The following is a 25830-nucleotide window of genomic DNA, read 5'->3' as shown; positions in this document are numbered from 1 at the left end:
CGCCGCGGAGCACCCACCCGGAGAGATCCGGGAAACAAAAATGCGCCTGCGATACATCAGCAGGCGCACACAAAGTTCATGGGAACCACTACTGCAACTAGAACAACTGTAGCAGGTGGAGGTCCGCTACGGGTGAATATTTTTCCCCCGGTTCTGTGGACGTCTCGACCGCAGCTTCCGACGTTGCGCCAGGATGACCATCAACAGCCCTTCTGGCCAGGCCAGTTGGCGCCGGGGCAGTGGACCCGCCCGAGCTGAAGTTTCCGCGGAAGGCGCCCGGCGATGGGCGTGGCGCTTCCGAGCTCGCCGCCGTTTCGCCATGGCGCCTGCGCGGGCAGCACGCCGGGGATTCCCGTATCCGTCCCACGACACGATATTTCGCTGCCGGAGCGCTTCCATACAGGCCACCCCCTTGTCATACTCGAAGGAATGACCGAATATGCAGCCCGTCGCCCCCTGCCCACCAGTCCCTTCAAGGCCCGGACTGAGGCACCGCCCAAGCGGTTCGCCGTCGGCGACCGCGTCACCCACGACGCGCACGGCCTCGGCCGAGTCATCGGCGTCGAGGGCGGTGGCGACACCGCAGTCCTCGTCGACTTCGGATCGCGGCAGGAGCGGATCACCCCTCCGTACACCCCTATGCACAAACTCTGATCACATCACGCCGGGGAAACGGCGTCGTGAAGCCGAACGCAATGAGGCCGCGGCGCGAGGCCGCCCGCCGGCAGGCCCGGAAGCGTAGGAAGCCGCCCGAATCACCAGCGGAACGCCCCGACCTCGCCGGCCCTCGGTCGGACGGCTCGAAACGGGCCGCTCGGCTGAGGTTCCCCCGGATGTGCGCTCTCTGATGCCAGTCGAGCGCCTCACGGTGAGCCGCCTGCTGCCGTGCGAGGCGGGCGCCCAGCACCCTCACCGCGGCGGAGGCCGAGGCGTCATCCGGCCGGTTCGCGGTCACTGCCGGAGCAGTCCCGTTCTTCGCACGGTATCGCTCGATCTGCGTGACACGGTCGGGCGCTGGCCTGGCCCGCGTGAGGTGGTGTTGGCGCGGTCGGCACAGTGGACGTGACCCGACCGTCAACGGTTCGTTCCCTGTGCATCAAGAAGATCTTCGGGTGCCGCTTGCAGCCGTTGGCACGCGCTTCTTTGTTCGCTGGTACGGGGGCCGCATACGCGAGCACCGGTCTTGAAGGCGTGAAGCAGTCCATCGCGGATGGGGGCACCATCGTCGGGTATCGCCATGATGAGCGGTCGCTCTTCGAGGCCGGTCGACAAGACTGCAGGCGCACGCACCCGAGACCCGCTGTTAGACGGGGCCGGTCCGGGTATACGCGCGGGGCACAGGACGCCAGCGCCCTGCGACGGTCACCGCGTCGGCGAACGACGCTGAGGCGCACGACCGTCCACGCGGGTACGGCACGGCACCGCGCGGGCCGGGTCGGGTGCCGCTTCGACCACGAGGCAGTGGCCGGCCGGACGCGAGGACATCGCCCACCGGCGCCACGGCACCCGGTGCAGGTGTCCAGCGAGAGGAGAAGCACCATGACCGTAGTCCCGCAGAGCAGCGCAGGCGTTCCCGCGGCCAGCGGCGCGAGCACCGGCACGCTGTACGACGTCGTGGAACTGATCCTCGACCGAGGCCTGGTCATCGACGTGTTCGTGCGGGTCTCCCTGGTGGGGATCGAGATCCTGAAGATCGACGCGCGGGTGGTGGTGGCCAGCGTCGACACCTACCTGCGGTTCGCGGAGGCCTGCAACCGACTGGATCTGGAATCCGGCCGCAAGGCTCCGGCCAAGCTCACCGACATGATCAGCAGCGGCACCGACAAGGCCGTGGAGGGCGTGGCCCACAAGAAGAGCAAGGGGGCCATCGCCAGTGCCGTCGAGTCGATCACCGACACCCTGAGCGGGCGCGATGAGGAGCGCGACGAAGAGGAGCCCGCAGCCAGGCCGCGCTCGCGCCGGACCAGGCCGCGGGAGGAGTGAGCTATGGCCCTCTACGTCTACGCGATCACCTCGGACACCCACCCCACACGCCTGGAGGGCATCACCGGCGTCGGCGATCCGCCCGAGGAACTGTCCACCGTCACCGCCGCCGACCTGACCGCGATCGTCAGCGCCGTCCCCGACGGCCTGCGGGCCCGCCGCCGCGACGTCCTCGCCCACCAGGACGTGCTGCGCCACCTGATGGCGGACGGCACCGTCCTGCCGCTCCGATTCGGCGCCACCGCCACCGACGAGCAACAGGTGCGCAGCGCCCTGGAAGAGCACACCGATACCTACCACCAGCGCCTTCAGACCCTGACCGGCTGCACCGAGTACCTCCTCAAGGGCCGGTACGACGAGGAGGCCCTGCTCCGGCAGATCCTGAACGACTCCGCCGAGGCCCGGCAGCTGAACGAGGAGGGCCGCCGCACCGGCGACCCCAACGTCAAGATGCGCCTGGGCGAACTCGTCGTCCGCGCACTCCAGACCCGCCAGAACGCGGCCGCCGCCGACGCCATCGCGGCACTGCGCCCGCTCGCCCGGGAAGTCCACGAGAACGAGGCCCGCGGCGACGACTTCGTCAGCGCCTCCTTTCTGGTCGAGGACGAGCGGAGCGAGGAATTCACCACGGCAGGACAGGAACTCGCAGAGCAACTGGGCGAGGACTGCGAGCTGCGACTCCACGGCCCGCTGCCGCCCTACACCTTCGTCCAGGAGCCCACACCAGGAGACGGCACAGGCTGACCACCCCTGGCGCTGCCCCTCTGCCCCGGGCCGTCCCCGCGAACCAGGACGACGGCGCAAGAGGAGCTGACAGAGACCTTCGCGAGGCTGTTCGGTGCGTCAGATCGTGAGCCGGGCTGCGGACCCGGATGGCCGCACTCCTCGTGCTGCCATCGGGCTGGACTGGTCAGCTGGGACCGGCCAGCGGTAGTCGATTGAAAGCGAGGTCCAGCATGGCCGTCATCATCGTGTTCGACATCCCCGGCGGTACCCAAGCCCAGTACGAGGAAGTCACCAACAAAATGACCGGGGGCCGCGGCGGCGTGAAGTCGAGCTCGGACTGGCCGGCGCCCGGCCTGATCTCCCACTGCGCCGGACCCAGCCCGAACGGCTGGCATGTCACGGACGTCTGGGAGTCCAAGGAGGCGTTCCAGCGATTCGCGGAGAAGCTCGCACCGCTGATGCGGGACGCCGGAATGCCCGAGGCAGAGCCCAAGATCTACGAGGCGTTCAACGTCGTGACCTCCTAGCGGAACCGCTGGTGCGCGAGGTGGTGCTGGACATGCTGGCCGCCGCCGCGCCGGCCACGTTCCCGAACACGACGATGGTCCACGCCCACGAGCCCGGACCCGGTGAGACGGGCTCCCGCGCGCTGCGGCGGGCGGTGGCGTTCATCGAGGCCGACGCGGAGCGGCCGATCACCATCGCGCGCCGCCCGCGCCGCCCGCTGGCCCTGCTGCACCTGTAAGGGCCCCCTCGGCGGGCGGCCCGGCTCCGACCTGGAACGGACAAGGAAGCCCCTCCCGAGGCCCTGGAGTTCCCCTCCTGCGAAGCCGACCGCAAGAACAGCGGCAAGCTCCCGCTCATCCTGCCCGTGCCCAGCCCCCGGGAAGTGCGCCGGGCACGCAAGGAGAAGCCGGACGACCCGTGGTGGCAGATGCGCCTGATCCCGCATCACCCTCGCCCCCGTGGCCGGCGCCCTCGCCGCCGTCCTCACCGGCCACCACACCTACAAGGCCCTCGCCCCGCTGCGCAGGCGCCTCCGATCCGAGCAGCACGGCGCAGGCTGCAAGCCGGTTCCGGCGCCCTCGCCCGAGCAGTTGGCCGCCGACCTGCGCATCGACTCGGCGCACCGCGCGGCCGCCGGCGCGGGGCGGCTCGACTGCGGCCAGGGCAGCCTGACCAAGGCCGCCAACTGGGCAGGGCAGCCGGACGGCAGCGCGACGTGCGAACTCACGCCCGCCGCGCACCTGCTGGCCGTTCCCCGCCCCACGGACCACGGCGGGTACAGCAGCCGCAGCTACCTGCTGGTCACTGGCGCGGACGCCACGCCGGTCGAGGCCTTCCATGCCCAGTCGTTGTGCCAGGACCAGGCAGAGCAGCCGTCCGTGCTGCGGCGCGTGTGCCGGTCCTCAGCCGCTGGTGCGGCGGGCGCGCCCACGACCAGCAGCATGGCTGCGGCCGAAGCCGCCGCAGCGGTCCTGAAGATGGGGCCCCAGCGGTCTCCTCGTAGCCGCCGGGAGCGGGGAACACGGAGGCAACCGCCTGATGTGTGGCTCGGCTACGGCCTGGAGCCCGTGTTCACCAGTCAGCCGGAGGGAGGCGTGGCGGTGCGGACCTGCAGGGCTGCCCGGAATGCATTTCCCATGCTCAGGTGTGGTGCCGTACAGTCGTGCCTACCGGCGCGGGGTGGAGCAGCTCGGTAGCTCGCTGGGCTCATAACCCAGAGGTCGCAGGTTCAAATCCTGTCCCCGCTACCAACCCGTCCGGCCCGGCACCCCAGGTGCCGGGCCGGACGCGTTTCCCGGGGCAGGGCGGCACCGGGCACGTGACCCAACCCATCCTGGTCGACTCGGTAGCCGCCGATGCCCTCGGCGCCTGCCGCGCCTGCGCCATGGCATGCGCGCCGCCCGCTGCGCGGATCACGGATACCGCGGTCCGCGTCGCCGTGGACGGGGAAGGACGTCGGTGCCGCCGTCCTTCCGGCCAGGATTCCGCCCGGTGTCGCAGCGAGGCCGGCGGCGGGACGTCCTTGAGCGCCGATCGACGGGTGATTCCGCGGATTTCTCCCATGGCCGGGAATCCGGAGCGACACGGCCACCGTGTCCGGCAGCACCGCAGGTGAAGCGGCCGCGGCTGCATGACCTCTGGCCGGAGCTCTTCGAGGGCGCCGGGCTCGCGGCCCTGTCGTCAGCCCCTGCCGAAGTGCACCGCGGGGAAGGCGCCCGCTGCTCTGAGGGTTCTGGAGAATCCGCCCGCCAGTTCGGTGAGGCGTGCGGTGGCGGCCGGGCCGAGGTGGTCGTACGGGGCGGCGTCGAGGCGGTCGGTGAGTACCTCGGTCTCCTCGCGCAGGGTCGAGCCCGCCTGCGTGAGGTTGCCTGCTGCGTCCAGCAGGCCCCGCTCGCGCAGATCCTCGCGGACAGCGTTCCACTGCTGCGCGGTCCACCCTCTGGTCCGCATGAACAGGGCCGACGTCGGCCCGGCGCCGGTGGCGTTGTGCAGGACCAGCGCCTCGATGCCGGACAGGCCGGCGATCGCCAGGGCGGCGAGGTGACCGTCGCCCCGGTGTTCGCGGAGCAGGGTCGCGGCGTGCCACAGGGCCAGGTGCGGTTCTTCGGGTACGGGAAGGCCGGCGTTGGCGGCGTAGAGCGGCCGCGCCTCTCGGCGGCAGGCTTCGGTGGCGTGCATCGCCAGTTCGGCCGCCTCGATCATTTCCGTGGACGTGAGCGACTGCTTCCCGAGCAGCCGCCGCAGCGTTCGGTCCGCGCCGCGCAGCCGTGCCGTGAGTACGTCCTCCGGCGTGGTGACGGTCCAGGCCGCGGGGATGTGCCGCTGCACGTGCTCGTGGTTGAAGTTGTAGAAAGTCGCTGTGACGGTGCCCGCGCCGACGGCCCCGAGCGGTGCCGCGCGGCTCGCGAGGTAGACCATGGCTCCGCGCTCCAGCCCCAGTGCCGTGAGTTCGTCCTCCGCCTCCGGTGCGAAGTACACGGATGCGTGCAGGGGGCTGACGGCGTTGTGGCAGCGGCGGCCCGTGCCCGCCTCGGGGGAAGTCATGCCGTTGCTCCGATGTCGGTGATCAGGCTTGGTCGTGCGGCCGGGTGGGCGAGGCGCATCAGGCCTCGTTCGCGGGTTGGTGGTGGGGGCGGTCGGTCAGTCCGGCCGCCGTCCGGGTGAGGTGCCGGGTCAGGACCTCGGCTGCGGTGTCGGCGTCACGGGCGAGGGCCGCCTCCTCCAGACGGCGGTGTTCCAGGAGGCCGTCCCGGTCCGGGTTGCGGTGCGCCGACCAGCGGCGGGCCAGCTCGCTCGCGGTCCACATCCGGTCGAAGGTCTCCAGCAGGACGAGGTTGCCGCACCCCTCCAGCAGGGTGCGGTGGAAGAGGCGATGGGCTTCGGCCCACGCGCTGCTGTAGTGCCTGCCCTCCTCCGGTCCGTACGCCGGGGTGCGGGCCAGACGGTGGTGGGCGGCTCGTACGCGGGCCTCCCAGTCGACGTCGCCGCGTTCGACGGACATGCGCAGCATGACCGGTTCGACGGTCCGGCGCGCCTCCGTGATCTCCTGCCAGCGACGGTCGGAGAAGGCCGGGACAGCGAAGCCGCGGTTGGGCAGCCGGTCGGCGAGGCCCTCGCCGACCACCCGCACGAGTGCCTCACGCACGACGGCCAGGCTCACGTTCTGGTCCTTGGCGAGCTCCTGGGGTTTGAGGGCGTCACCGGGGGCGTGGTCCCCGCGCATGATCGCATCCCGCAGGCGTGTGTAGACCTGCTCGGAGAGCATCTGCTTCCCCGCCGGGGGCGAGTCGTGGTTCGTCTGATTCACGATCACATGATAGACGATCAGATCGATAATCGATTATTGATTCCATAGTCGATCTCGGGTCGGATCGACATTGCGGCCGCAACCTCGCCCTGACGGTCGAGCCCGCGTGCCGCGGTTCCGTTGCGAAGGTCTTGGGGCGGGGGCGTGGAGCGCCCGGGGCGGGCCGGTGCAAGGTGGCGTGCCCGGCCCGTGGGAAACCGGTGGAGTCCTCCAGCCGGACGTACCGCACCACCTCCCCGTCGGTCGTCTTCCGGCACCGTCGACCCTGGAAACCGTCGGAGGCCGTCGGGCTTCGAGGTTGACGGTGGGTGAGGTCATGGCGCGCTCCGCGGTGCGGAAGGGTCGGGCGGGCGGCCGGTGGCGGGCGGGGCGGCTTCCGGGGCGGCCGGCAGCGCGGCGGCGGCGACGGGTTGCTCGCAGCGCGGGCGCCGGGAGGTCGCGTCTGCCCGGGCCTGGGGGCTCTCTCCTCGTCCAGGGCCTGGTCGCGATGGTGTGCGCCCCTCGTAAAAAGAACAGTGATTCTGCTAGGGTCCTAGCAAGCAGAATGGCCATTCTTTTTGTGGGGGGTGTGGTGCCCAGACTCACCGACGCGCGAAAGGAACTCCGGCGTACCCAGATCGCCGAAGCTGCCGTGCGCTGTTTCAGTCGCAACGGTCTGGAGCGGACCTCGATCGCCGACATCACCGCCGAGTCCGGCCTGTCGGCCGGCTCGATCTACGCGCACTACCGCAACAAGGCCGACCTGGTCAGGGCCGCCGCCCGCGAGATGCTCGACAAGCGCTCCGGCGCCATCGGCGGCTACGCCGCGGCCGACGTCCCGCCCGGCCCCGACGAGCTGCTCGCCCGGCTGATCGCCGCGATCGACCCCGCCGAGGCCCGGGTCGGCGTGCAGACCTGGGGGGAGGCGACCACCGACCCGGCCGTCCGCGACATCGTCGTCGACGCGACCGGCCGGATGCGCGCGATGCTGCACGACTGCGTCACGGCCTGGCTCGTCAAGGTCGGGCACCACGAGCCGGCCGACGCCCGGGAGCTCGCCGCCCCGATCGCCCACCGGGTCATGGCGCTCTACCAGGCCGAACTGCTCTACACCGCCTTGCGCACACCGACCGAGGAGACCGCGCCGTGACCACCCCGACCGCTTCGTTAGGAGCCCGCACCGTCCTCCGCACCGGCTACGGCGCACTGCAGCTCGAGCGCCTGCACGACCGCCCCGCCGAGGCCCTCGCGCTACTGCGCCGCGCCGTCGAACTGGGCGTCGACCACGTGGACACCGCCGAGTTCTACGGCGCCGGATTCGCCAACAGCGTGATCCGCGAGGCACTGCGCCCCGGGGACGACGTCCTGGTCGTCACCAAGGTGGGGGCCGACCCCAACCCCGGCGGGCACCCACCACTGCGTCTGGCCCAGCGCCCCGAGCAACTGCGCGCCAGCGTCGAGGACAACCTGCGCAGCCTGGGCGTCGACCGGCTCGCGGTCGTCAACCTGCGCCGCCTGGACACCGGCCCGGGGCTGCGCCCCGAGGGAGACCAGGTCGTCGACCTCGACGACCAGCTCGCGGTGATGACCGCCCTGCGCGACGAGGGCAAGATCGGCGCGATCGGCCTGAGCAGCGTCACTCTCGACGGCCTGCGCCGCGCCCTGCCGGCCGGCGTCGTCTGCGTCCAGAACGCCTACAGCCTCGTCTCCCGCGACGACGAGGACATGCTCCGGCTGTGTGCGACCGAGGGCATCGCCTGGGTGCCGTTCTTCCCGCTCGGCGGGGCCTTCCCCGGCCTGCCCAAGGCGACCGACGAGCCGGCGGTGCACGCCGTGGCCGAGTCCCTGGGCGTCACACCCGCCCAGGTCGGCCTCGCCTGGCTGCTGCACCACGCCCCGAACGTGCTGCTCATCCCCGGCACCGCCGACGCCGCCCACCTGGAGGCCAACGTCGCGGTCGGCGGGATCACCCTCGACGCCGAGACCCTCGACACCCTTGACGGCATCCAGTCCCGCTCCAACGACGTCCCGATCGGCTGACCGGAACCGATGCGGCCCGGGTGCGACCACACCCCGCGCCGGACGCCGCGACGAAGCGCCAGGCCACTCAGGGAAGCCCCCCTCCACCAGGCACCAAGGACGGATCATGAAAGCCATCATCTACCGCGACAACGGCGGCCCCGACGTTCTCCGGTTCGTCGACCGCAACCTGCCCGAGCCCGGCCCCGGCGAGGTCCGCGTCGCCGTGTCCGGGGTCAACCCGACCGACTGGCAGGCACGTTCCGGCATCGGCCACCCCAAGCGCTTCCCCGAGGTCACCCCGCACCTCGACGGCGCCGGCACGATCGACGCCGTCGGAGAGGGCGTCGACGACAGCAGGGTCGGTCAGCGCGTCTGGCTGTTCATGGCCGCCGCCGGGCGGCCCACCGGCACCGCCGCCGAGTTCACCGTCGTGCCCGCCGAACAGGCGGTACCACTGCCCGACGGGGCCGGCTTCGACGTCGGCGCCGCACTCGGCGTCCCCGCGCTGACCGCTCACCGCGCGCTCACCGTCGCCGAGGACGGACCGCGCCGGCTGCACCCCGGGGCCCTCGACGGGAAGGTGGTGCTCGCCGCGGGCGGGGCCGGAGCGGTCGGGCACGCGGTGATCCAGCTCGCCCGATGGGCCGGCGCCACCGTGATCAGCACGATCAGCAACCCGGAGAAAGCCCGGCTGGCCACCGCCGCCGGAGCCCACCACGTGATCAACTACCGCGAGGGCGACCCTGCCGCCGAGATCCGCACGATCACCCCGGACGGTGTCGACATCATCGCCGAGGTGGCGCTCGGCGCGAACCTCGCCCTGGACCTCGCCGTACTGCGAACCCGCGGCACGATCTCGACCTATGCCAACGACGGCGGCACACCGGTCGAACTGGACGTCCTGCACAACATGGTGCTCAACGCACGCTTCCAGTTCCTGATCCTCTACACGGCCGGTCCGCAGGCACGTGCCGCGGCCGCCGAGGACGTCGCCGCCGCAGCGCGCGACGGCGCGCTACCGGTCGGCGAGGAACACGGCCTGCCGCTGCTCCGCTTCCCCCTCGACCGTACCGCCGACGCGCATCGAGCGGTGGAGAGTCGCGTGGTCGGCAAGGTCCTGGTGGACGTCACGGTCTGACGCCCGGTCGGCCACCGCGGGCCGTGTCCGCGCATGTGCCCGCGCATGTGCCCGCGCCCTGCGCGCGGGCGCATGCGCGGCAGCTGTCCCTGCTGCTCGTCTCCGCACCCCCGGCCCGGTCGGGTGGTGTCGTCCCCCTCCGACTCTGGCCACGCGCTCGGGAGCGCCGTTGCACGTGTGCGCTCAGGGGACGAGGCTCGGGAAGCCGAAGGCCGGCATGTCCTGGATGATGCCGGCAGGTCTGCCGGCTCCCTCACCCCGGTTCCACGACGGCGGTCGCGGTGGCGGACGGGTGGGTGAGTGTCCAGGAGGCGAGGAGGTCGAGGGCCTGTCTGGAAGGGGACGCGGCTTCGGTCGTGTAGAGGAACAGGACGGTCTCACTGTCGCCCGGTAGGGGGAGGGTTTCGTACGCGACGGTGAGTTCGCCGACCAGGGGGTGCAGCAGTTTCTTGGAGCCGTGGGTTCGCCGGTGAACGCGGTGCTGCCGCCACCAGTGGTCGAAGTCGGCGCTGCGTTGCCTCAGTTCGGTGATGAGTGACTGGGTGGCCTCGTCGCCGGGGTCGCGGCCGACGTCGAGGCGGAGGTTCTCGACCGCGGCGCGCGCCTGCGCCTGCCAGTCGGCGAAAAGGGCGCGTGCGTCGTGGTCGAGGAAGAGCCAGCGGGTGTAGTTGCGCTCGCGTGGCGGCATGGCGTCGAAGTCGGCGAACAGCGCTTTGGCGAGTCGGTTCGCGCCCAGGACGTCGGCGCGGCGGCCGAGGATCAGCGCCGGCGTTCCGTCCAGTGAATCCAGCAGTTGGTGCAGGCCGGGGCGTAGGCGCTGCACGCTGGGCGCGCGTCGCCGTACGGGGGCGGTGCTGATGCCGATGAGGTCGTTGAGATGGGCCTGGCCTGCGGCGTCGAGGTCGAGCGCTTGGCCGATGGCGGCGACGACCGCGGCCGAGGGAGTGATCCGGCGGCCTTGTTCCAGGCGTGCGTAGTAGTCCGCGGAGACGCCGGCCAGGACCGCGACCTCCTCCCGCCGCAGCCCGGGGACGCGGCGGACACGACCGTCGGGCGGCAGGCCGGCCCGTGCCGGGTCGCACTGTGCCCGGGCACGCTTCAGGAAGTCGGCGAGCTCGTGGTTGGTGGAGGCCATGGCCTCAGTATGGGTCGGCGTGCGGCGGGAACGGCCGCGTCAGCAGGGACTGTCGGTCCTAGGTTGCGCAGGGCCGATCATGGCGGCCACAGGCTGGTTGCGGCGGGCCACAGTTGGGTCAGCGCCGGATCAGGCACCTCGGTCCGGCCGTCTCGACATCGCCCGACACACAGAGGATCGTCATGGCTCTCACCACCGTTTCCCCCGGCACCTGGTTCATCACCGGCACCTCTCGTGGCCTGGGGCTGGAGCTGGTCAGGCAGCTGCTCGCGCGTGGCGGGAGCGTGGCGGCGACCACGCGGTCCGTCGAGCGTCTGACCGCCGCCCTGGGCGAGGACGTCGACACGGGCCGACTGCTGCCGCTGCCGGTCGACCTGACCGACGAGGCCCAGGTCAGGGGCGCGGTCGAGCACGCGGTCGAGCGTTTCGGCGGTCTGGACGTGGTGGTCAACAACGCGGGCTACGGCTTCCTTGCCGCGGTCGAGGAGACCGGCGACAAAGAAGTGCGCGACATGCTCGACGTCCAGGTCGTCGGTGTGTGGAACGTGCTGCGGGCGGCCCTGCCCGTGCTGCGTGAGCAGCGCGGCGGCCGGATCATCAACGTGTCCTCCGTGCTCGGCCTCACCGCAGTCCCCGGCTGGGCCCTGTACTGCGCGGGCAAGTTCGCCCTGGAGGGACTGACCGAGGCGCTGGCCGATGAGGTGGCGGACTTCGGGATCAAGGTCACCCTCGTCGAACCCGGTTACTTCCGAACCGACTTCCTCAGTGCCCACTCGCTGACCCTGCCCTCCCGGACCAGTGAGCACTACCCGAAGCTCCGCGCCATGGTCGCGGACCACCTCGACCTGCAGGGCCGTCAGCTCGGCGACCCTGTCAGGGGAGCCGCGGAGATCATCCGCTACGCCACGAACGACGAGAGCCCGTTGCGGCAGGTGCTGGGATCGGACGCCCTCGCCTTCGCGACCGCGAAGGTCGACGCGCTGCGGGCCGACCTCGACGCCGCTGCCGCCGGCGCCCGCGCGACCGACTTCCCGGCCGCCTGATCCCACAGCACCCGCGACCCCGGTTCCGGTGGTGTCCCGGGCCGGGTGGGGTGCGGTGCCCGCGGCGGGGCGGCTGGTGTTCGACGAGGTGGTGCGTGCGGTGTTCGTGCACCACAGTGCCGATCCCAACGACCACGGCCCCGGCGATGCGGCGGAGATCGTGCGGGAGATCCAGTACGACAGCATGCACCGCCGCGCGCGGGGGGCATCGGCTGTTCGGGCGGGCCCGGCCCTGACGTGCCGGGCCCGCTCGGCGTCCACACGCTGGCCGGCGGAGCACTGTCGCTGCGGCTCGCGGCGACAGCCGGGGTGACGGTGCTGTGGGTCTCCGGCGCCCTGGCGTTCGGCCTCGCGGAGAGCGCCGGCCGGCTGCGGTTGCTGCCGCCGGTCGAGCACCCGTTCTTTCTCGCGCCGGCCTCCCGGGCCCGGCTGCTGGTAACGACCTGGACGAGCCTCGCGCGCTGATCGCCGTCTCCGCCCGCTCCAACCGGTCCAAGGCCGACAGGGACGTCACCGACCGGCTCCCGCCCGCCACCGAGTACCGCTGCACCCACCTCGCCGACTGGGCCGCGATCAAGACCCGTTGGGGCCTGAGCGTCGACCGGGCCGAGGCCGACTCGCTGCACCGGCTGACCGCCGACTGCCCCAACGAGCCGCTCACCGAAACCCTCACACGCCGACCGACCGGCAGGACCGCCTGCCGGGTCGGGAGGCGTCCGGCCCGGCAGAGCCGGCCCGCCGCCGAGCGCGGGAACGTCCAGCAGGTCCTGGAACAGGCCCGCGACGGCGAGCGCATCGCCGACCGGCACGCCGACGTCGGCGACGAGACCGCCTTCGCCACCGCGGCCGACATCCGCGCCGAGCGGCAGCGCGTACGCGAACACACTGCCCGGGCGCGCCGAGCGCCACGGCCCCGACCACGACACCGCCCCCCGGCACGCACTGCGCCGAGAACGCCACCGGGGACGTCGCCGAACGCGTCCGCGCGGCCGCTGGCTTCGGTCACGAGATCGGGCTCCGGCTCAACTCCGGTGATGCCGGTGAGGCTGCGCGGTCGGTCACTGCACGGATGCGGTGTGCGGGTGCTGCGGCGCCAGCGGGCAGGCGTAGATCTGCAGGTTGTACCCGTCCCCGATGGTGACCATGGTCGGTGTCGGTGTCGGTGACGGGGCCGGGCCGCCGGGGTGGGAGTCCCGGTCCTCGACGGGGATCCAGCTGCGGACGTTCTCGTTCCACTCCGTTGTGGCGATGGTCAGCATCGGCTCCATCTCGCTGCCACAGGCACGGCAGTGCCGGGGGACGGGATCGGTGAAGCTCCAGGGTGCCCATCCGCCCACCTTCCAGCCGGGGGCGACGGACAGCTCCCGGTCGTAGTACCTGTCCTCCGCGCCGTCGTAGGTGCTTCCCGGTGCCGTGTCGTTCTTCTGCAGGGCGCTCCAGGCTCGGATCCGTGCCCGCAACCCAGGGTCGAGTTCCGCAGACAGGGGATACTCGGTGACCTGTTCGGGAGCGAGTCGGCACGGCTGCGGCAGGTAGCCCTCGTCCTGGAGCACGGATGGCAGCGGGGGCGCGGCGAGGACGTCGCCGACAGCGGCGGCGGCGCGCCAGAACAGCTCGGTCCTGGGCATGTTCTGCCCGGGGTGGTCGAAGGGGCACCACAGGACCTGGAGCAGGTCCGCGTCCGCGGGCGGGCGCAGGACGGCGATGTCGCGGAGATACAGCTGGGCCACGGCCAGCATCGCGACGGGCCCCTCGGGACCCGGGTGGCCGGTGGCGATCCGGGCCATCGCGGCGCGCTCCCGAGGGGTGTAGCCGCGCTCGTCCGGCGGCCGGTTCATAGCGGCTGCCTGGATGTCCCGTTGCAGCCGGACGTCCTCCGGGGACGTCGCTGGCAGCACGTCCGGCACCCGGTGCGTGCCCTCACAGTGCGGCCAGGGTTCGGCTGCGGGCCACAGCAGGGGGCCTCCCACCGAGCTCTCCTCGGGGAACGGCGATCCGGGCCTCGGGTGCAGCCGGACCGCTGTGCGGGCCAGCGGCCCCAGCGCGGGGAAGACCGCCACGATGGACTCCGGCCGCTTCGGGGTGGTGCGCAGCATGTGGACCTCCGGTCGATGACGGTGTCAGTTGCCCAGGTTGGGGCCGCCGCCGTCGGGGGTGTTCTCCAGCTCGATCTCGTAGAAGACGGGCCATGAGGCGCCGTTGGGCAGTTCGACCCGGGCGGTCATGGTGACCGCGGTGGGGATGGTGCTGTCATCATGGAGGTAGTGGGGTGTCACCTCGTAGTGGACGGCGAAGCCGCTCCCCTGGCCCAGTTGCTTAACCTCCTCCCGGACCCGCTTCTCGTACCGCACCATGCTGATGCCCTTGGTGTTCAGCCCCTGCTGGTAGCACGGGACGAGATTGTTCCAGTCGCCCTGGTTGCTTCCCCGTCCCCCGAGGATGTTGGCGATCAGGTGGCAGCGGGCGAGGGAGCCGTAGGCGGACCGGAGCTTCGCGTCCTCCCAGCCGGCGATGTCGCCGTCCGCCGGAGTCCCATCGCCCAGCGGGCTCGTCAGGCAGGCTTCCGCCTTCTCGGCCCTGAAGGGCGCGGTCCTGACCGTGGAGGGAGCGGTCGCGGTCTTGTTGCGGCTGGGCACCGGCTTGTCGGTGTTGAGGATCCATCCGCCGCCGCTCGGCCTGCCCTTGGGGCGGGTCAGGCAGTCGGCTCTGCCCGACGCGGCCGGCGGCGGGTTGGCGGGGCCCGGCGCGGCCAGGAGGGATGACTCCTGCAGCGTCGTGATTCCGTCGATGGCCAGCGCTTCACCGTTGCGATGGGTGACGAGCCCTCCGGAGTCGAAGGCGTCCGGCACCGGGGCCGGTGCCGGGGCCGCACCGGTGGCAGTGGCGGTGGACGGCATCTGCACCCGTAGCGCCGTGTAGTGGCCGTTGGGCCTGCGGACCAGCCCGTCGTAGCTGACGGCCGGGCTGCCGAGGGTGGCTGCCTGCGCGGGGGAGAGCCGCCGGACGGCGTCGGGCGTCAGGTACGCCGTGCCCGGGCGTGCGTCGACGGTGGTGCCGTGCTGCTTCGCGTACTGCGTCAGCGCAGCGGCCCGGGGCTGCCGGTAAGGACTGTCGCCGGTGTCCTCGTCCTGGCCGGCCGACCGGTTGCCGGCTTGCGGGGCCGGAGCGGGCGCGTCACCGCCCTGGTCCATGGCGGCCGCCGGGTTCGACGGAACGGAGGAGAAGCTCTGGATCGCCTGCGCCATCTGCGCGAGCAGTTGCTGGCCCCGGGACTGGAGCTGCTGTTCCTTCGTCTTGAGAGCGGAGGCCTTCGAGTCATTGGCCTTGGAGGCGGCGTCGAGCTGGGAGGACCTGGCGTCGACCTGGGAGGCCTCCTGCCGGATCTGGCTCTCCTCGCCCTGGATCTTGTCCTCCACGGCGTTTTCCTGGTCCCGCTCGGCCTTCAGTTGGCGCGCCTCGGCGTCGAAGGCAGCGGCCGCGGCCGCCTGCGCGGGCATCTGGAACGTGTTCGGCTTGGCGTTGTGGGCGGCGATCTCACCCTCCAGGGCCTTCGCACGCTCGTCGTGGCCGCTGATCTCCTGGTTCACCGCGGCGACCCTGGCGTTGAGCGCCGCCTTGCTGTCGCGAACGGCTGCGGACTCCTTCGTGATCCGCTCCGCCTCGGCGACCACGTCCTTCCCCTGCTGCGCCAGCTCCGCCGCCTGCCGGTTCGCGTCCTCGACCTCCGCCAGCAGGGTCGCCAGGGCGGCCTCGAAACCCCGGGGCGCCACCAGCGGAACGGGGGCGAGCGTGCCCGCCTGCGCCGTCACCGCCACGGCATCGGTCGCCGTGATCGTCTGCGCTCCCGCGGCAACGATCGGTGCCAGGAGCGCCATCAGCACGAGGTGCAGGATCCGGGGCAGCGTCCGCCGGCGGCGCGCGGCCGCCGTGCGCGAAGGCGCGGTCATCCGGTCACCTTGCCGGTGAGCTCGTCGGCGATCACGGAGACGGTGGGCTCGCCGTCACCGGCCTGGCAGACGGAGGCCTGTATCAGGCTGGCGCCCTTCACCCGGGCCTGGTGGTAGCAGGCCCAGTTGGCAGTGCCGCCCTGCGTCGCGGTCCACGCCACCGCGACCTCGGTGGCGGGGTGCGCCGCGTAGGCCCACTTCGACGTGCGTCCGGCCTGGTCGGTGAGCGTCGAGGACGGGCACTTGGTGAGGCCGTCGGTGAGCGTGCGGAAGGCTGCGGCCGCCTTCTTGCTGTCCGGGAACACGCCGATCACCTGGTTGACGGTGTAGCTGCCCGAGCCTGCGGCGTCCTGGTAGGTCGCCGACAGGAACGCCTTCCACGCCTGCCCGTAGGCCGACTGCGTCGTCGGTCCGGCGGCGACAGCGCACTCCGACGGGGTCACGGCGAGCGGGGCGTGCGGCCGGTTCGACTGGGGCCCGGCCACCACCGTCGTTCCGGCCAGCTTGCTGACGCCGTCGGCGCTGAGCAGGTCCGCCTGGACGGTCCCCTCGGCGATGTGCGGCGGGAGGCCCGTCGGCTGTTGCGGCCAGAACCACCACCCGATGCCGGCCAGCAGGAGGCAGGGCACCACCGCGGCCACCAGCAGGCGCCAGTGGCGCAGCATCCCGACTCCCCGGCGCGCTGCCCGCGTCCCGGGCGGTGTCACCGACGCGGCCGGCGGCTGCGCGCCCGGCCCGGTAGCCGGTTGCACGGGCACGGGCGGTACGGCGCCGCCGCCGCGGCCGAGCTGGGGCGGCACCGCGCGTGGCGTCTGCTGCCAGGCGGGCGGCGCCGGTGCGGCCGGGTCCTGGTTCCAGTAGTGCTTCGTCATGACGTCCTCCTGGTCGCGGTGTTCGGGTCGGCGCCGTTCATCGGCTGCACGAGACGGCGAGGACGAACAGCAGGACCAGCACGGCGAGGACGCCGAGGCAGCCGATGCCGCCCTCCGGGTTCTTGGTGTTGGCCTCGACCGTTCCGCCGGGGTGCAGGCCGGGGTGGCGGTCGGTGTAGTGCGCGATCTGCGCCCGCTCGCCCTGGGACTCGGTGCCCCAGGAGGTCTTGAAGCCGCACTCGCCGCACCGGTAGCGGTATGCCATGTCGGATCCTTCAACTTGGTGGGTGGGATGGTGGATCGGTCGCCGCGCGGCGGGGTCAGCGCCAGCGCCAGCAGACGGTGTAGCCGAGGCCGGGGAACTCGTTGGAGCGCCAGTAGGTGGAGGCGTCCTGGCCGCAGAACGCGGGGTGGTTCGGCGTGCTGGTGCGTCCGGTGACGTAGACGTTGGAGCGGTCGCAGCTGCCGACGTCGGTGAAGGTGGAGCCCGACTTGAACAGGCATTCGCGGACGGTGGCGTAGCCCGCGTCATCGGGGAACACCATGGACAGGCACTGCAGGACGTCCCGGTCGGCGCCCCTGGGGCCGGAGACGGTCCGCCACTGGTTGTAGTGGGGCCAGCTGTCGCACTTGGAGTGGTCGCCGGTGCCGTGGTAGACGGCGAGCACCTTGAAGGCGCCGGTCCGGCAGGACAGCAGCGACCACGGGCCCGCGCCGTTCGGCCCGAAGACGCAGTCGCCCTGGCGGGCGTGGTAGGAGTCCCCGCCGGAACTCTGGTAACTGAGGCAGAGGACCCGCGAGTAGCGCTCGGAGCTGACGCTCTCGTCGTTGCCGGGCACGTTGGCGCAGCCGTCCAGGTCGGTGCTGCCCTCGTTGATCCGGACGACCTTGAACGTCCCGGTGGTGCAGGTGGTCGGGGTGAGGTCGGCGTGACCGCCGGTCCCGGTGTCGAAGAGGCAGTCGCCGACGCCCGCGGTGGCGACCGGATCGGTCGGGCTCGGGCTCGGAGTGGGCGTGGGCGTGGGTGTCACGGTCGGGGTTCTCGGGCGGGTGCTGCCGAGGGTCGGATCGGGCTGCGGGGTCCGGTACGAACTCCCCACGGAGCGTGGCGGGTGGCTGATCGTCAGCGAATGACTGTCGGCGGCCGAGCGGGCGTCGGCCGGGTGGGAGTCGTCCTGCTGGGCCACGAACAGCAGCACTGCCACGACGGCGGCCACGGTGGCGAGTACCTTGCCGACCCCGGCCGCCGGGCTGCCCACTCCCGCGCGAGCCGCTGCCGGACCCGCCGGACCTGCCCCGCTGTTGACACGCGGTCGCGGGGCAGCCGGCCCGGTCGGCGGCTTCGGCCTGGCTGCCCGGGTCGGCTTCGCTCCCTTGGCGGCTCCCGGCTGGCGGCCCGGCTTCAACTTGACGGACGCCGAGGCCAGTTGCTCGGCCCAGGCGGCGGGCGTCGGCCGGGCGGCCGGGTCCGTCCCGAGCGAGACACGGGCCAAGGCGCCGAGGGCCGGGTCGATCGCCGCCAGCGCGGCCGGGTCGGTCGTGTTCTGGTCGCGGGCGAAGAGGCGGACGGCCAGCAGGGCGAGCTTGTAGGTGTCGCTGTGCCGGGTCGCCCGTTCCTCGCCCGCGGGGACGTGCCAGTCCGGGGTCTCGGCCTGCGGCAGCACCGTCGCAAGGTCGGTGCGGGCCGCGTCGCAGTCGATGAGGAAGCACTCGGGCTGCGGCGCGAGGGCGAAGAGCAGGTTCTTCGGCGAGAGGTCGCCGACGGCGACGCCGAAGCGGTGCAGCCGGTCGAGGGTGGTCGCGAGGTCGGCGAGCAGCAGCAGCCGGTCCCGGTCGGTGACGGTCAGTCCGATCCCGGCGACGTAGGCGTCCTCGTTGAGGAGGTACTCCAGGGTGGCGAGCCGGGGCGAGCCCTGGTTGCCGGCCGCCAGGGTCCGGAGCGTGAAGCGGAAGCGGTCGGGGACGGCCCGCATCAGGAACCCGCACGTCTGTCCGCCGCGCCGGACCACTGCGGCCGGCCAGGCGGTCTTCTCGCAGAGCCAGCGCCCCTGTTCGCCGGTCAGCCGCCCGGGCAGCGCGACCGCGGCGGCCAGCGCGGCGGCGTCCACCTGCGGCAGCACCGCGGGGCCGTACTCCTTGTAGACGACCTCCCAGCCGCCGTCGGCCGCCGACTCGTTGATGCGCCTGTTGCGCACCCGGTGGACCGATCCCTGGCCCCCTCGGCCGAGTTCCCCGTCCAGGGCCAGTGTGGCGAACTCGACCGGGGCGGCCGGCCGCGCGCTCACCTCGCTCCCTTGGCCCGGGGCCAGATCGCCAGCAGGGTGCGGTCGTCGTCGAAGGTCTCCCGGGTGAAGTCCAGTACGTGGCCGAGCCACAACGGTGGCGGCGGCGAAGCGAGTTGCCGGGCGAACAGCTCCCCGATCCGGCCGTCTCCCTTGCCGAGCGGGTCGCCGAACCCGTCGGTGCCGACGAGCAGCGTCCACGGCTCGGCCAGCCCTCCGACGGCGGTCTCCGGCCGTTCCGGTACCAGGGGAAGCGGGGAGACCTCGTTGCTGACCAGCGGCGTGCCGGGTACGGCCTTGCCGCCGAACAGCGGGTGATAGCCGCCGCCGGCCCGGTCGAGGAGCCACGCCCCGGAGTCGCCGATCCGGAACACTTCGGCCTCCAGGGCGTCGCCCGCGGCACGGACCGCCCCCGCCACCAGGGTGGTCGCGTACAGCCGGGCCACCTCGGCCGCCTGCGGCGCGGCGACGCCGAGCCGCCACCGCGCCAGTTCGCGCAGCCGTTCCGCGGCGTGGCCCGCGACGTCGGCGCCGTCCAGCCGCTCCGCGCCCCGGTCGAGCAGGTGCAGGATGCGTTCGACGGCGGCCCGGCACGCCTCTACGGCGCCCTGGTGGGACTCGGCGGCGCTGGACACGCCGTCGGCGACCGCGAAGACGATGCTGCCGGTGGCCTCGTGCACGGCGGCGCGCGCCGCGTCCTGGCGCGGCTGCCGGTAGTAGCGGTGCTTGGCGCCGCGGACGGAGGCGAACCGCAGGGTGAGCCGGTCGGTGGACCAGCCCTCGCACTCGCTGTCGGGGAAGTCGAAGGCGTACTGGCTGGGCGGCCGGGCCTCGAACTCCAGGCCCGGCACGTCCACGGTGATCCGCTGCCACGGCGCCGGGTCCGGCCCGGTCACCGGGGGCGGCCCGGCGGGCCTCGGGGGCGCCGCCGGCGGCACGGGCCCCGGGTCGCCAGGGCGGGCGGGCGTCACCGGCCGACCTCGTCGATGGCCATGGTGAACTGGTCGGGCCGGTTCACCACCAGTTGCGGGTCGGCCGAGTTCAGGGCGTGTCCGGAGGCCACCAGGCTCATGGTGAGCGAGTGGAAGAACTCCGAGATCGCCCGGCCGACGTCCGTTCCGGCCTTGGCGAGGAAGGCGAACTCGGGCGGGTCGCGACGTCGACCATGGTCTGTGCCCGGGCGTCGCCGAGACCGCAGGCGATGATGTTCGGCGCGGTCGGCGTGCGGTCCCGGTCGGTCAGCTCCGCGTGCGGCGCGTGCCAGGACGCGCCGTCGGTGGGCTGGCCGTCGCTGAGCAGGAAGACCACCGGGCGGTGCACCCGGTAGCCCTCGCCGCGCAGCCACTTCACGTCGCCGGGGATCCGCTGCAGCAGGTCCTCGAAGACGGCCCGGTAGTTGGTCACCCCCCGGATCACCAGCCGGGGCACCGTGGTCTCGGTGCGCATGTCGGCCACCGCGAGCCGGACCTGGACGTCGTCGGAGAAGCCCAGCACGGCCAGCCGGAGCTTGGCCGCGACCATCGGCTCCGCCCGCAGCCCCTCGCACAGCGACGCCACCCCGTCCCCCAGCTCCCGCTGGTACGGGGCCATCGAGCCCGACTCGTCGGCCACCACGTAGGCCGGCAGCAGGACGCCCTTCGCCTCCGCCATCGCAAACACCGCCTCCCTCAAGTTCACGCAACCGGTGTCGCGGACGGGGCGGCCCGGGCCGCGCAACGAGGTGCGCCGGGGGCCGCGGAACCGCCGTCCGCACCAACGATGCTGGCGTTGCGTCAGGTGAATGCACAGGTCACGGCGCCGGTCATGTGTGACCGGTCGTCAGCGATAGGCTCGCCTCTGTTTTTCGGATCTTCGGGGGAAGGGCGGGCCGTGGCGGAGACGCTCGGAGCACTGGTGCGGCAGTTACGGAAGCAGGTCGGTCTGACGCAGTTCCAGCTCGCCGAGCGGGCCGGGCTCGGCGAGAGCACCGTCCGCCGGATCGAGACCGACCGGCCCTTCGACCACCGCCTCGGCACCGTCAACCGCATCGCGGACGCGCTCGACGCCGGCCCCGAGGACCGCCGCAGGCTGAGCGCCCTCAGCGGCGGTGCCGTCCCGGAAGCCCCGGTGCCCCCACCGGAACCACCGCCGCCGCCCCGGGACCACGGTCCGCTCGCCGACGCCGCCGACGAGCTGGCCCGCGAGAGCCGGCAGCGCTGGCGCCGCGAAGAGGCCCAGCACCGGGTGCACCACCCGTTCGCACTGCCGGTGCGCTGGCAGCAGGTGTCGGCGGGGGTGGCCGACCAGTCGGCGAACGCCCACCTGCTGGCCCCCGGCGAGACCCGCACCGAACCGGACCTCAGCGGCGACCTGCGGCGGGTCGCCGAGATCTACCGGCGCGTGCCGTCGGGCCGGCTGGTGGTCCTCGGCCGGGCCGGATCGGGCAAGTCGATCCTGGCGGTCCGGTTCGCCCTCGACCTGCTGGACGCCCGCACCCGCAACGAACGGGTGCCGGTGATCTTCAGCCTCGGCGCCTGGGACCCGACCACCGTGGCCCTGCGCGACTGGCTGATCGCCCGGCTGCTGCGCGACTACCCGCACCTGGCCCGGCGGGTCCCCAGCGGCAAGACGCTGGCCGCGGACCTGCTCGACGACGACCTCGTCCTCCCCGTCCTCGACGGGTTCGACGAACTCGCCGAAGACCTGCGCGCCCCGGCCCTCGAAGCACTCAACCTCTCCCCGCTGCCGCTCGTCCTGACCAGCCGGCACGCCGAGTTCACCGCAGCCGTCCGAGAGGCACACGCCCCGCTGGCCGCCGCCGTCGTCCTGGAACTGCGCGACCTCGACCTCGACGACCTGCGCGGCTACCTGCCCCGGACCGACCCGGCCTTCCCCGGGCCCGCCGACACCGACGGGCAGGGCGCGACCTGGGAGGCCGTCCTCGACCCCGCCCGGACGGCGGAGAGCGCCGGCCGCGCCAACCTCGCCGCCGCGCTGCGCACCCCGCTGATGATCGCCCTCGCCCGCACCATGTACAGCGACCACCCCGAACGGCGGCCGGGTGAACTCCTGGACGCCGTCCGCTTCCCCGACCCCGAGGCGATCGAGGAGCACCTGCTGGCCGGGTTCGTCCCCGCCGCCTACCGCCCTCGTCCCGCCGAACGGCTCGACACCGCCCACCGCCGACCCGGATCGTGGGACGCGGAACGCGCCGAACGCTGGCTCGGCCACCTCGCCGACCACCTGACCCGGCTCGGCCGCGAACGGCAGGACCTCACCTGGTGGGAGGTCGGCACCGGCATGAGCAGACTCTCCCGCACCGTGATCACCGCCGTCCTGGCCGGCATCGCCTTCGGCGTCACCACCGCGATCGGCAACCTCCCCGTCGACCTGGTCGCCACCTCGCACAGCCTTCGGTTCGCCGTCGTCCGCGGCCTGCTGGTCGGCGTCCTGCACGGCCTCGCCGCCGGCACGCTCTTCGGACTCGTCTACTGGCACGCCTCCGCCCGCGCCGCCCTCAGACCCTCGCCGGTCCGCATGCGGCTCGGCATCGGCACCCCGACGACCCGCCGCAACGCCCGCATCCGCTTCCTGATCGGCCTGTCGGGCGGAGCGGCCGGCATGACGCTGCTCATCCTGGTCGACGAAGGCCTGGTGGCCCCGCTCGGCCTCGCCGACGGACAGGGTGCCGACCTCGCCGCCGGGCTGGTGTTCGTCGTGCCGATCGCCCTCTCGATCGGGCTGGTCTTCGGCCTGATCGCCCTGTTCGAGGCCCCGGTCCGCACCGAATCCGTGGTCAGTCCCGCCGACCTGCTGCACATCGACCGCCGCAACGTCGCCTACCACCTGCTCACCTGGACTCTCGTCCTCGGCATCGGCGTCGGGCTGGTCAACGGCATCGTGTACGGGCCGCTGCGCGGCTTCGAGGTCGGCCTGGTGTTCGGGCTGGAGGGCGCGTTCGGCGCCGGGCTCGGCTACGGACTCAGCCTGACCGCCTGGGGCCAGTGGGTGGCACTGGCCCGCATCTGGCTGCCGCTCACGGGGCAACTGCCCTGGGCACTGATCGCCTTCCTGGACGACGCCCACCGGCGCGGCGTGCTCCGCCAGGTCGGCGCGGTCTACCAGTTCCGCCACGCCCGGATCCAGAGCCACCTGAGCCGCAGCCACCAGCGGCGCCACGGCCGCGGACAGCGCCGAGGCGACCACTCGACGGAAGGGGCACGATGAGCGCCGAATCCCGTACGCACCGCCCGAGCGGGCGCGCCCGGCGCGCGGCCGTTGCCGCGACCGCCACCGCTCTCGTCGGCACCCTTGCCACCGCCCCCGCGGCCGCCCGGCCCGCCGCCCCCACCCTGCACTACACCTGCGTCTTCCCGACCATCGGCGGACAGGCCATCACCGCCAGGATCACCGCAGACATCCCGGCCACCCTGCCGGCCGGCGAGTCCAGCCCGGCCTTCGCCATCCGGGCGGCCGCCACCGTCGAGGCCGCCTTCACCCTCGGCCTGCGCTACGTCCTCGGGGTGCGCACCATCGAAGGCTCGGTCGACGCAGAGACCCGCGTCCTCGCCCCGCAGGGCGAGACCGCCGTCCCCGTCCACCTCACCATCACCCGCACCGCCGTCCCCGCCTCCGGCGCCTTCGAAATCCCCGCCACCGGCAACGCGCCCCGGCTCTCCTTCACCCGCCCCGGCACCGGACGCGTGACCGCGGGCAGCTTCACCCTCCACCTCGTGCCCAAGGACGCCGACGGCAACCTGGCCGGGCCCGGCCGGGTCGACGTCCCCTGCACCCTGAACGCAGGCCAGGACAACACCGTCGCCCCCTTCGAGGTCACCCCCGCGAAAACCTCCCCCAACCCGTCCCCCACCGCCCCGGCCTCGTCCTCCGCAAGCCCTGCCACCACCCCGCCGGGAACGGACGCCTCCGACGTCGCAGTTTCGGCCTCCGCCTCCGCTTCCGCCTCCGCTTCCGCTTCCGCCTCCGCCTCCGCCTCCGCCTCCGCCGCCATCCCGACGGCCCCTCCACCGCCGGCATCCACCGCCCCGCTGACGCAAGCCACCCACCCCGCGGGCGTCGGCCTGATCACCGTCGCAATCGCCGCAGCCCTCGCCGCCGCCACTGCCGCAGCCGCCGTGCTCCACCGGCGGTCGAAGCGCCGCAGCACTTCCTGACCGTCCGTCATGCCCCGCCCCATGGGCCGTGGCGGGCGGCGCCGTTGCCGGCCTTGGCCGTCTCGACAAGGCCCCGCAGCGCCGCTCCGGCCTGCGGGTGCAGCGGGATCAAACGTTCGGTGCAGGTCTTGCCGACCGGGATCCGCAGCCAGGACCGGACACCTGCAGACGGCGCCTTCTCGTCCCGCCCGGGCCGGCACCGCGGCCCCAGGGCGGCCCCAGGGCGGCCTCCTCGACAACGGTGAACATGAAGAAGACAGGTAGCGACCTCTGACCGGGGCCGTGCGTCGCCTTCGTGCCGATCGCCGTCAGCAGGTCATGCTGGTCCGCCTCCAGACACGGCCGGCCTGCCCGCTGGGCCACGACCCGGCGGCCGAGCTGCTCACCCCCGAACAGCGTCTCCTCGGCCGCTGCACCCGGTCGACGCGAACGTCGGACTCCAGCCAGCAGGTCTACGGCACCGAGTAAGCGCGCTGCCCGGAGGATCGGCCCGCCCGGGTTCCACCACGGGTCGATTTCCTCCGTCGCGCGCCCGGCCTCACGTACCCGGTGCCGCTACGAAGGTCCTCCGGATGCTTCGGGGCCGGCCGGTTCGGTGAGGTAGTGCTGCCGCACCTCGTCGGTGACGACCTGCCGCAGTGTCGGCTGCAGGACCTCGGAGGTCGGGATCACGTCCCACCTCGTGTACGGCCACCACCGCGTGTGTGCGGCCAGCAGCATTCGCTCGCCGCCGGCGACGTCACCTTCGACGGCGTACCAGCCGGCGAGCCACAGGCAGAGGTAGTACTGGTCGGGGAGTTCGCCGAGCGACTCGACCAGCTCCCGGCCGCGGGCGAAGTCGTTGGTCTTGGCGATGGCCTCCCAGGCGACCGGCTTGTCGCGCGGCTCCAGCGCCGTGAAGTCGCGGTCCAGCAGCCATTCGCCGATCACGCCGTCCCGGGGCCGGAGCGGCCCGCCCCAGTCGTAGTGGCACGGCAGCAGCGACTCCACCGGCCGGACGTCGAGTTGTTCGGCCAGCCAGAGCAGCCGGTCCTGCAGGACCCGGCCCTCCGGGACGTGGTCGGCCGCGGCGCGCAGCCGGGGTTGTGCAGGCACACCCGCGTACAGCTGGACGGCCAGGAACGCATCGTCGAACGGCATGTCCTGGTCGCACAGGTCCCCGCCGCCGGGTCCCTGACGTTCGATCAGCAATGCGGCCAGCTCGCCCGCCTCCGCGAAGCGGTCCTCCCAACAGAGGATCTGGACGGCCGCCGCTCCGGCCTCCCACGCCGGGTCGGGCGGTGCGGCGGGATCGGTGGCCAGCGCGAGCAGCTCGGGAAGTACCTCTCGGTGCCGGCCGTGCCGGGCTCGGGAGGTCAGACGTTCAACAGGTGTCACCCCGCCACCCAAGCACAGGGGGAATGCACTCGATGATCGCGGCCGGGGTGGAGCTGTCGGCGCCGTGCCCGGACACCCGGCCGTGGACCACCGGATCGTCGGTCACCGCCCGCCTGCCGCTGCGCCCCGCAGGCACCCCTCTCGGGCCGGGAACGGGCGGGTATGCCGGCCGGACGCCCACAGCGTCCATGCACGTGGGCCCCAGCCCTGGGCCCGGGCGGGGGCGGGCGGGCGTTGGCTTCGCCGGCGGCGGTGGTGCCTGTCAAGGGACAGTAGGAGTTCCCCGCTCGCGGACAGTTGATCTCCCCACTGGCGGACGTGGAAAGTCCCCGGTGGACAGTTGATCTCCCCGCTTCTGG

The 25830-nt window shown here is 72.8% G+C and carries 25 protein-coding genes and 1 tRNA gene; 15 read left to right on the top strand and 11 right to left on the bottom strand.

From position 1 onward, the window contains the following. The first annotated feature begins 429 nt into the window (after nt 1–429). From IE98_RS0138165 to IE98_RS0138135, 7 genes are all read left to right on the top strand, one after another. Entirely contained in the window at nt 430–654 is a 225-nt protein-coding gene (locus IE98_RS0138165; protein WP_030276867.1) for a hypothetical protein, read from the top strand. A gap of 885 nt (nt 655–1539) precedes the next feature. Beyond that, nucleotides 1540–1983, top strand: coding sequence for a gas vesicle protein GvpJ (gvpJ, locus tag IE98_RS0138160; protein WP_030276865.1), 444 nt, complete (start codon nt 1540–1542; stop codon nt 1981–1983). Nucleotides 1984–1986: 3 nt separating this feature from the next. After that, the gene (locus IE98_RS0138155) at nt 1987–2727 is read left to right on the top strand and encodes a GvpL/GvpF family gas vesicle protein (protein ID WP_030276863.1); all 741 of its coding nucleotides are present in this window, start codon (nt 1987–1989) and stop codon (nt 2725–2727) included. 212 nt (nt 2728–2939) lie between these two features. After that, on the top strand, nt 2940–3236 hold the full coding sequence (locus IE98_RS0138150) for a hypothetical protein (RefSeq protein ID WP_030276860.1): 297 nt from the start codon (nt 2940–2942) through the stop codon (nt 3234–3236). An 11-nt stretch (nt 3237–3247) separates the two neighbouring features. Continuing rightward, nucleotides 3248–3454 carry a hypothetical protein gene (locus IE98_RS0138145; RefSeq protein WP_030276858.1) on the top strand — a complete coding sequence of 69 codons (207 nt, stop codon included), beginning with the start codon at nt 3248–3250 and terminating at the stop codon, nt 3452–3454. Nucleotides 3455–3674: 220 nt separating this feature from the next. Then, nucleotides 3675–4412 (top strand): hypothetical protein, encoded by a 738-nt coding sequence (locus IE98_RS47320; RefSeq protein WP_030276857.1) that lies wholly within the window; start codon nt 3675–3677, stop codon nt 4410–4412. Then, nucleotides 4390–4466: transfer RNA gene (locus tag IE98_RS0138135), tRNA-Met, on the top strand. The genes IE98_RS47320 and IE98_RS0138135 overlap by 23 nt, the downstream gene beginning before the upstream one ends. 430 nt (nt 4467–4896) lie before the next feature. On the opposite strand, the gene IE98_RS0138130 is transcribed toward IE98_RS0138135, so the two are convergent. Together IE98_RS0138130 and IE98_RS0138125 are read right to left on the bottom strand one after the other, a co-directional pair. Then, on the bottom strand, nt 4897–5760 hold the full coding sequence (locus IE98_RS0138130) for an SCO6745 family protein (protein ID WP_030276856.1): 864 nt from the start codon (nt 5758–5760) through the stop codon (nt 4897–4899). A 58-nt stretch (nt 5761–5818) separates the two neighbouring features. After that, nucleotides 5819–6481, bottom strand: a complete 663-nt coding sequence (locus IE98_RS0138125) for a GntR family transcriptional regulator (protein ID WP_106976826.1) — start codon at nt 6479–6481, stop codon at nt 5819–5821. Between the two features lie 358 nt (nt 6482–6839). Here IE98_RS0138125 and IE98_RS49735 point away from each other — a divergent pair, with 358 nt between their 5' ends. The 3 genes from IE98_RS49735 to IE98_RS0138110 all read left to right on the top strand — a co-directional run bounded on the left by IE98_RS49735 (nt 6840) and on the right by IE98_RS0138110 (nt 9662). Further along, entirely contained in the window at nt 6840–7652 is an 813-nt protein-coding gene (locus IE98_RS49735; protein ID WP_324605837.1) for a TetR/AcrR family transcriptional regulator, read from the top strand. Then, a complete protein-coding gene (locus tag IE98_RS0138115) occupies nt 7649–8542 on the top strand; it encodes an aldo/keto reductase (RefSeq protein ID WP_030276853.1) in 894 nt (297 codons plus the stop codon). Before IE98_RS49735 ends, IE98_RS0138115 begins: the two co-directional genes overlap by 4 nt. Nucleotides 8543–8648: 106 nt before the next feature. Next, nucleotides 8649–9662, top strand: a complete 1014-nt coding sequence (locus IE98_RS0138110; RefSeq protein ID WP_030276852.1) for an NADPH:quinone reductase — start codon at nt 8649–8651, stop codon at nt 9660–9662. A gap of 253 nt (nt 9663–9915) precedes the next feature. Here IE98_RS0138110 and IE98_RS0138105 read toward each other — a convergent pair whose 3' ends face one another. Beyond that, nucleotides 9916–10797 carry a helix-turn-helix transcriptional regulator gene (locus IE98_RS0138105; protein ID WP_030276851.1) on the bottom strand — a complete coding sequence of 294 codons (882 nt, stop codon included), beginning with the start codon at nt 10795–10797 and terminating at the stop codon, nt 9916–9918. A gap of 182 nt (nt 10798–10979) precedes the next feature. Between IE98_RS0138105 and IE98_RS0138100 the strand changes: the two genes are divergently transcribed. Beyond that, nucleotides 10980–11840, top strand: a complete 861-nt coding sequence (locus IE98_RS0138100; protein WP_030276850.1) for an SDR family oxidoreductase — start codon at nt 10980–10982, stop codon at nt 11838–11840. Nucleotides 11841–12077: 237 nt separating this feature from the next. Further along, nucleotides 12078–12305, top strand: a complete 228-nt coding sequence (locus tag IE98_RS49730; protein WP_159401186.1) for a hypothetical protein — start codon at nt 12078–12080, stop codon at nt 12303–12305. Nucleotides 12306–12898: 593 nt separating this feature from the next. Here IE98_RS49730 and IE98_RS0138085 read toward each other — a convergent pair. The 7 genes from IE98_RS0138085 to IE98_RS43750 all read right to left on the bottom strand — a co-directional run bounded on the left by IE98_RS0138085 (nt 12899) and on the right by IE98_RS43750 (nt 20591). Beyond that, on the bottom strand, nt 12899–13936 hold the full coding sequence (locus IE98_RS0138085) for a hypothetical protein (protein WP_030276846.1): 1038 nt from the start codon (nt 13934–13936) through the stop codon (nt 12899–12901). Between the two features lie 24 nt (nt 13937–13960). Beyond that, nucleotides 13961–15787, bottom strand: a complete 1827-nt coding sequence (locus IE98_RS45500) for a DNA/RNA non-specific endonuclease (protein ID WP_052391502.1) — start codon at nt 15785–15787, stop codon at nt 13961–13963. After that, nucleotides 15784–16659 carry a sensor domain-containing protein gene (locus tag IE98_RS0138075; RefSeq protein ID WP_030276842.1) on the bottom strand — a complete coding sequence of 292 codons (876 nt, stop codon included), beginning with the start codon at nt 16657–16659 and terminating at the stop codon, nt 15784–15786. Before IE98_RS0138075 ends, IE98_RS45500 begins: the two co-directional genes overlap by 4 nt. 37 nt (nt 16660–16696) lie before the next feature. Further along, on the bottom strand, nt 16697–16924 hold the full coding sequence (locus IE98_RS0138070) for a hypothetical protein (protein WP_030276840.1): 228 nt from the start codon (nt 16922–16924) through the stop codon (nt 16697–16699). A 55-nt stretch (nt 16925–16979) separates the two neighbouring features. Beyond that, a complete protein-coding gene (locus IE98_RS49725; protein WP_030276838.1) occupies nt 16980–18944 on the bottom strand; it encodes an LppU/SCO3897 family protein in 1965 nt (654 codons plus the stop codon). Then, nucleotides 18941–19837 (bottom strand): protein phosphatase 2C domain-containing protein, encoded by an 897-nt coding sequence (locus IE98_RS0138060; protein WP_030276836.1) that lies wholly within the window; start codon nt 19835–19837, stop codon nt 18941–18943. Before IE98_RS0138060 ends, IE98_RS49725 begins: the two co-directional genes overlap by 4 nt. A gap of 172 nt (nt 19838–20009) precedes the next feature. Continuing rightward, on the bottom strand, nt 20010–20591 hold the full coding sequence (locus IE98_RS43750; protein ID WP_234443846.1) for a vWA domain-containing protein: 582 nt from the start codon (nt 20589–20591) through the stop codon (nt 20010–20012). A gap of 219 nt (nt 20592–20810) precedes the next feature. Between IE98_RS43750 and IE98_RS0138050 the strand changes: the two genes are divergently transcribed. From IE98_RS0138050 to IE98_RS49715, 3 genes are all read left to right on the top strand, one after another. Continuing rightward, a complete protein-coding gene (locus IE98_RS0138050) occupies nt 20811–23147 on the top strand; it encodes a helix-turn-helix domain-containing protein (protein WP_030276834.1) in 2337 nt (778 codons plus the stop codon). Beyond that, complete coding sequence (locus IE98_RS52125; RefSeq protein WP_052391501.1) at nt 23144–24094, top strand: DUF6801 domain-containing protein; 951 nt, start codon at nt 23144–23146, stop codon at nt 24092–24094. Before IE98_RS0138050 ends, IE98_RS52125 begins: the two co-directional genes overlap by 4 nt. 318 nt (nt 24095–24412) lie before the next feature. Beyond that, nucleotides 24413–24562: a hypothetical protein gene (locus IE98_RS49715; protein ID WP_159401185.1), complete on the top strand. Its 150-nt coding sequence runs from the start codon at nt 24413–24415 to the stop codon at nt 24560–24562. Between the two features lie 87 nt (nt 24563–24649). On the opposite strand, the gene IE98_RS0138035 is transcribed toward IE98_RS49715, so the two are convergent. Beyond that, entirely contained in the window at nt 24650–25471 is an 822-nt protein-coding gene (locus tag IE98_RS0138035) for a hypothetical protein (protein WP_030276824.1), read from the bottom strand. Nucleotides 25472–25830 lie beyond the last annotated feature (359 nt).

This window comes from Streptomyces sp. NRRL B-24484 (assembly GCF_000717715.1).
Taxonomy (GTDB): domain Bacteria; phylum Actinomycetota; class Actinomycetes; order Streptomycetales; family Streptomycetaceae; genus Kitasatospora.
This window is presented reverse-complemented; position numbering and strand designations above follow the sequence as displayed.

Coding starts and splice junctions, on each gene's coding strand:
- IE98_RS0138165 (WP_030276867.1), top strand. CDS start 430: ATGACCGAATATGCAGCCCGTCGCCCCCTGCCCACCAGTCCCTTCAAG.
- gvpJ (WP_030276865.1), top strand. CDS start 1,540: ATGACCGTAGTCCCGCAGAGCAGCGCAGGCGTTCCCGCGGCCAGCGGC.
- IE98_RS0138155 (WP_030276863.1), top strand. CDS start 1,987: ATGGCCCTCTACGTCTACGCGATCACCTCGGACACCCACCCCACACGC.
- IE98_RS0138150 (WP_030276860.1), top strand. CDS start 2,940: ATGGCCGTCATCATCGTGTTCGACATCCCCGGCGGTACCCAAGCCCAG.
- IE98_RS0138130 (WP_030276856.1), bottom strand. CDS start 5,760: ATGACTTCCCCCGAGGCGGGCACGGGCCGCCGCTGCCACAACGCCGTC.
- IE98_RS0138125 (WP_106976826.1), bottom strand. CDS start 6,481: ATGCTCTCCGAGCAGGTCTACACACGCCTGCGGGATGCGATCATGCGC.
- IE98_RS49735 (WP_324605837.1), top strand. CDS start 6,840: ATGGCGCGCTCCGCGGTGCGGAAGGGTCGGGCGGGCGGCCGGTGGCGG.
- IE98_RS0138110 (WP_030276852.1), top strand. CDS start 8,649: ATGAAAGCCATCATCTACCGCGACAACGGCGGCCCCGACGTTCTCCGG.
- IE98_RS0138105 (WP_030276851.1), bottom strand. CDS start 10,797: ATGGCCTCCACCAACCACGAGCTCGCCGACTTCCTGAAGCGTGCCCGG.
- IE98_RS0138100 (WP_030276850.1), top strand. CDS start 10,980: ATGGCTCTCACCACCGTTTCCCCCGGCACCTGGTTCATCACCGGCACC.
- IE98_RS0138085 (WP_030276846.1), bottom strand. CDS start 13,936: ATGCTGCGCACCACCCCGAAGCGGCCGGAGTCCATCGTGGCGGTCTTC.
- IE98_RS45500 (WP_052391502.1), bottom strand. CDS start 15,787: ATGACCGCGCCTTCGCGCACGGCGGCCGCGCGCCGCCGGCGGACGCTG.
- IE98_RS0138075 (WP_030276842.1), bottom strand. CDS start 16,659: ATGACGAAGCACTACTGGAACCAGGACCCGGCCGCACCGGCGCCGCCC.
- IE98_RS0138070 (WP_030276840.1), bottom strand. CDS start 16,924: ATGGCATACCGCTACCGGTGCGGCGAGTGCGGCTTCAAGACCTCCTGG.
- IE98_RS43750 (WP_234443846.1), bottom strand. CDS start 20,591: ATGGCGGAGGCGAAGGGCGTCCTGCTGCCGGCCTACGTGGTGGCCGAC.
- IE98_RS52125 (WP_052391501.1), top strand. CDS start 23,144: ATGAGCGCCGAATCCCGTACGCACCGCCCGAGCGGGCGCGCCCGGCGC.
- IE98_RS49715 (WP_159401185.1), top strand. CDS start 24,413: ATGCTGGTCCGCCTCCAGACACGGCCGGCCTGCCCGCTGGGCCACGAC.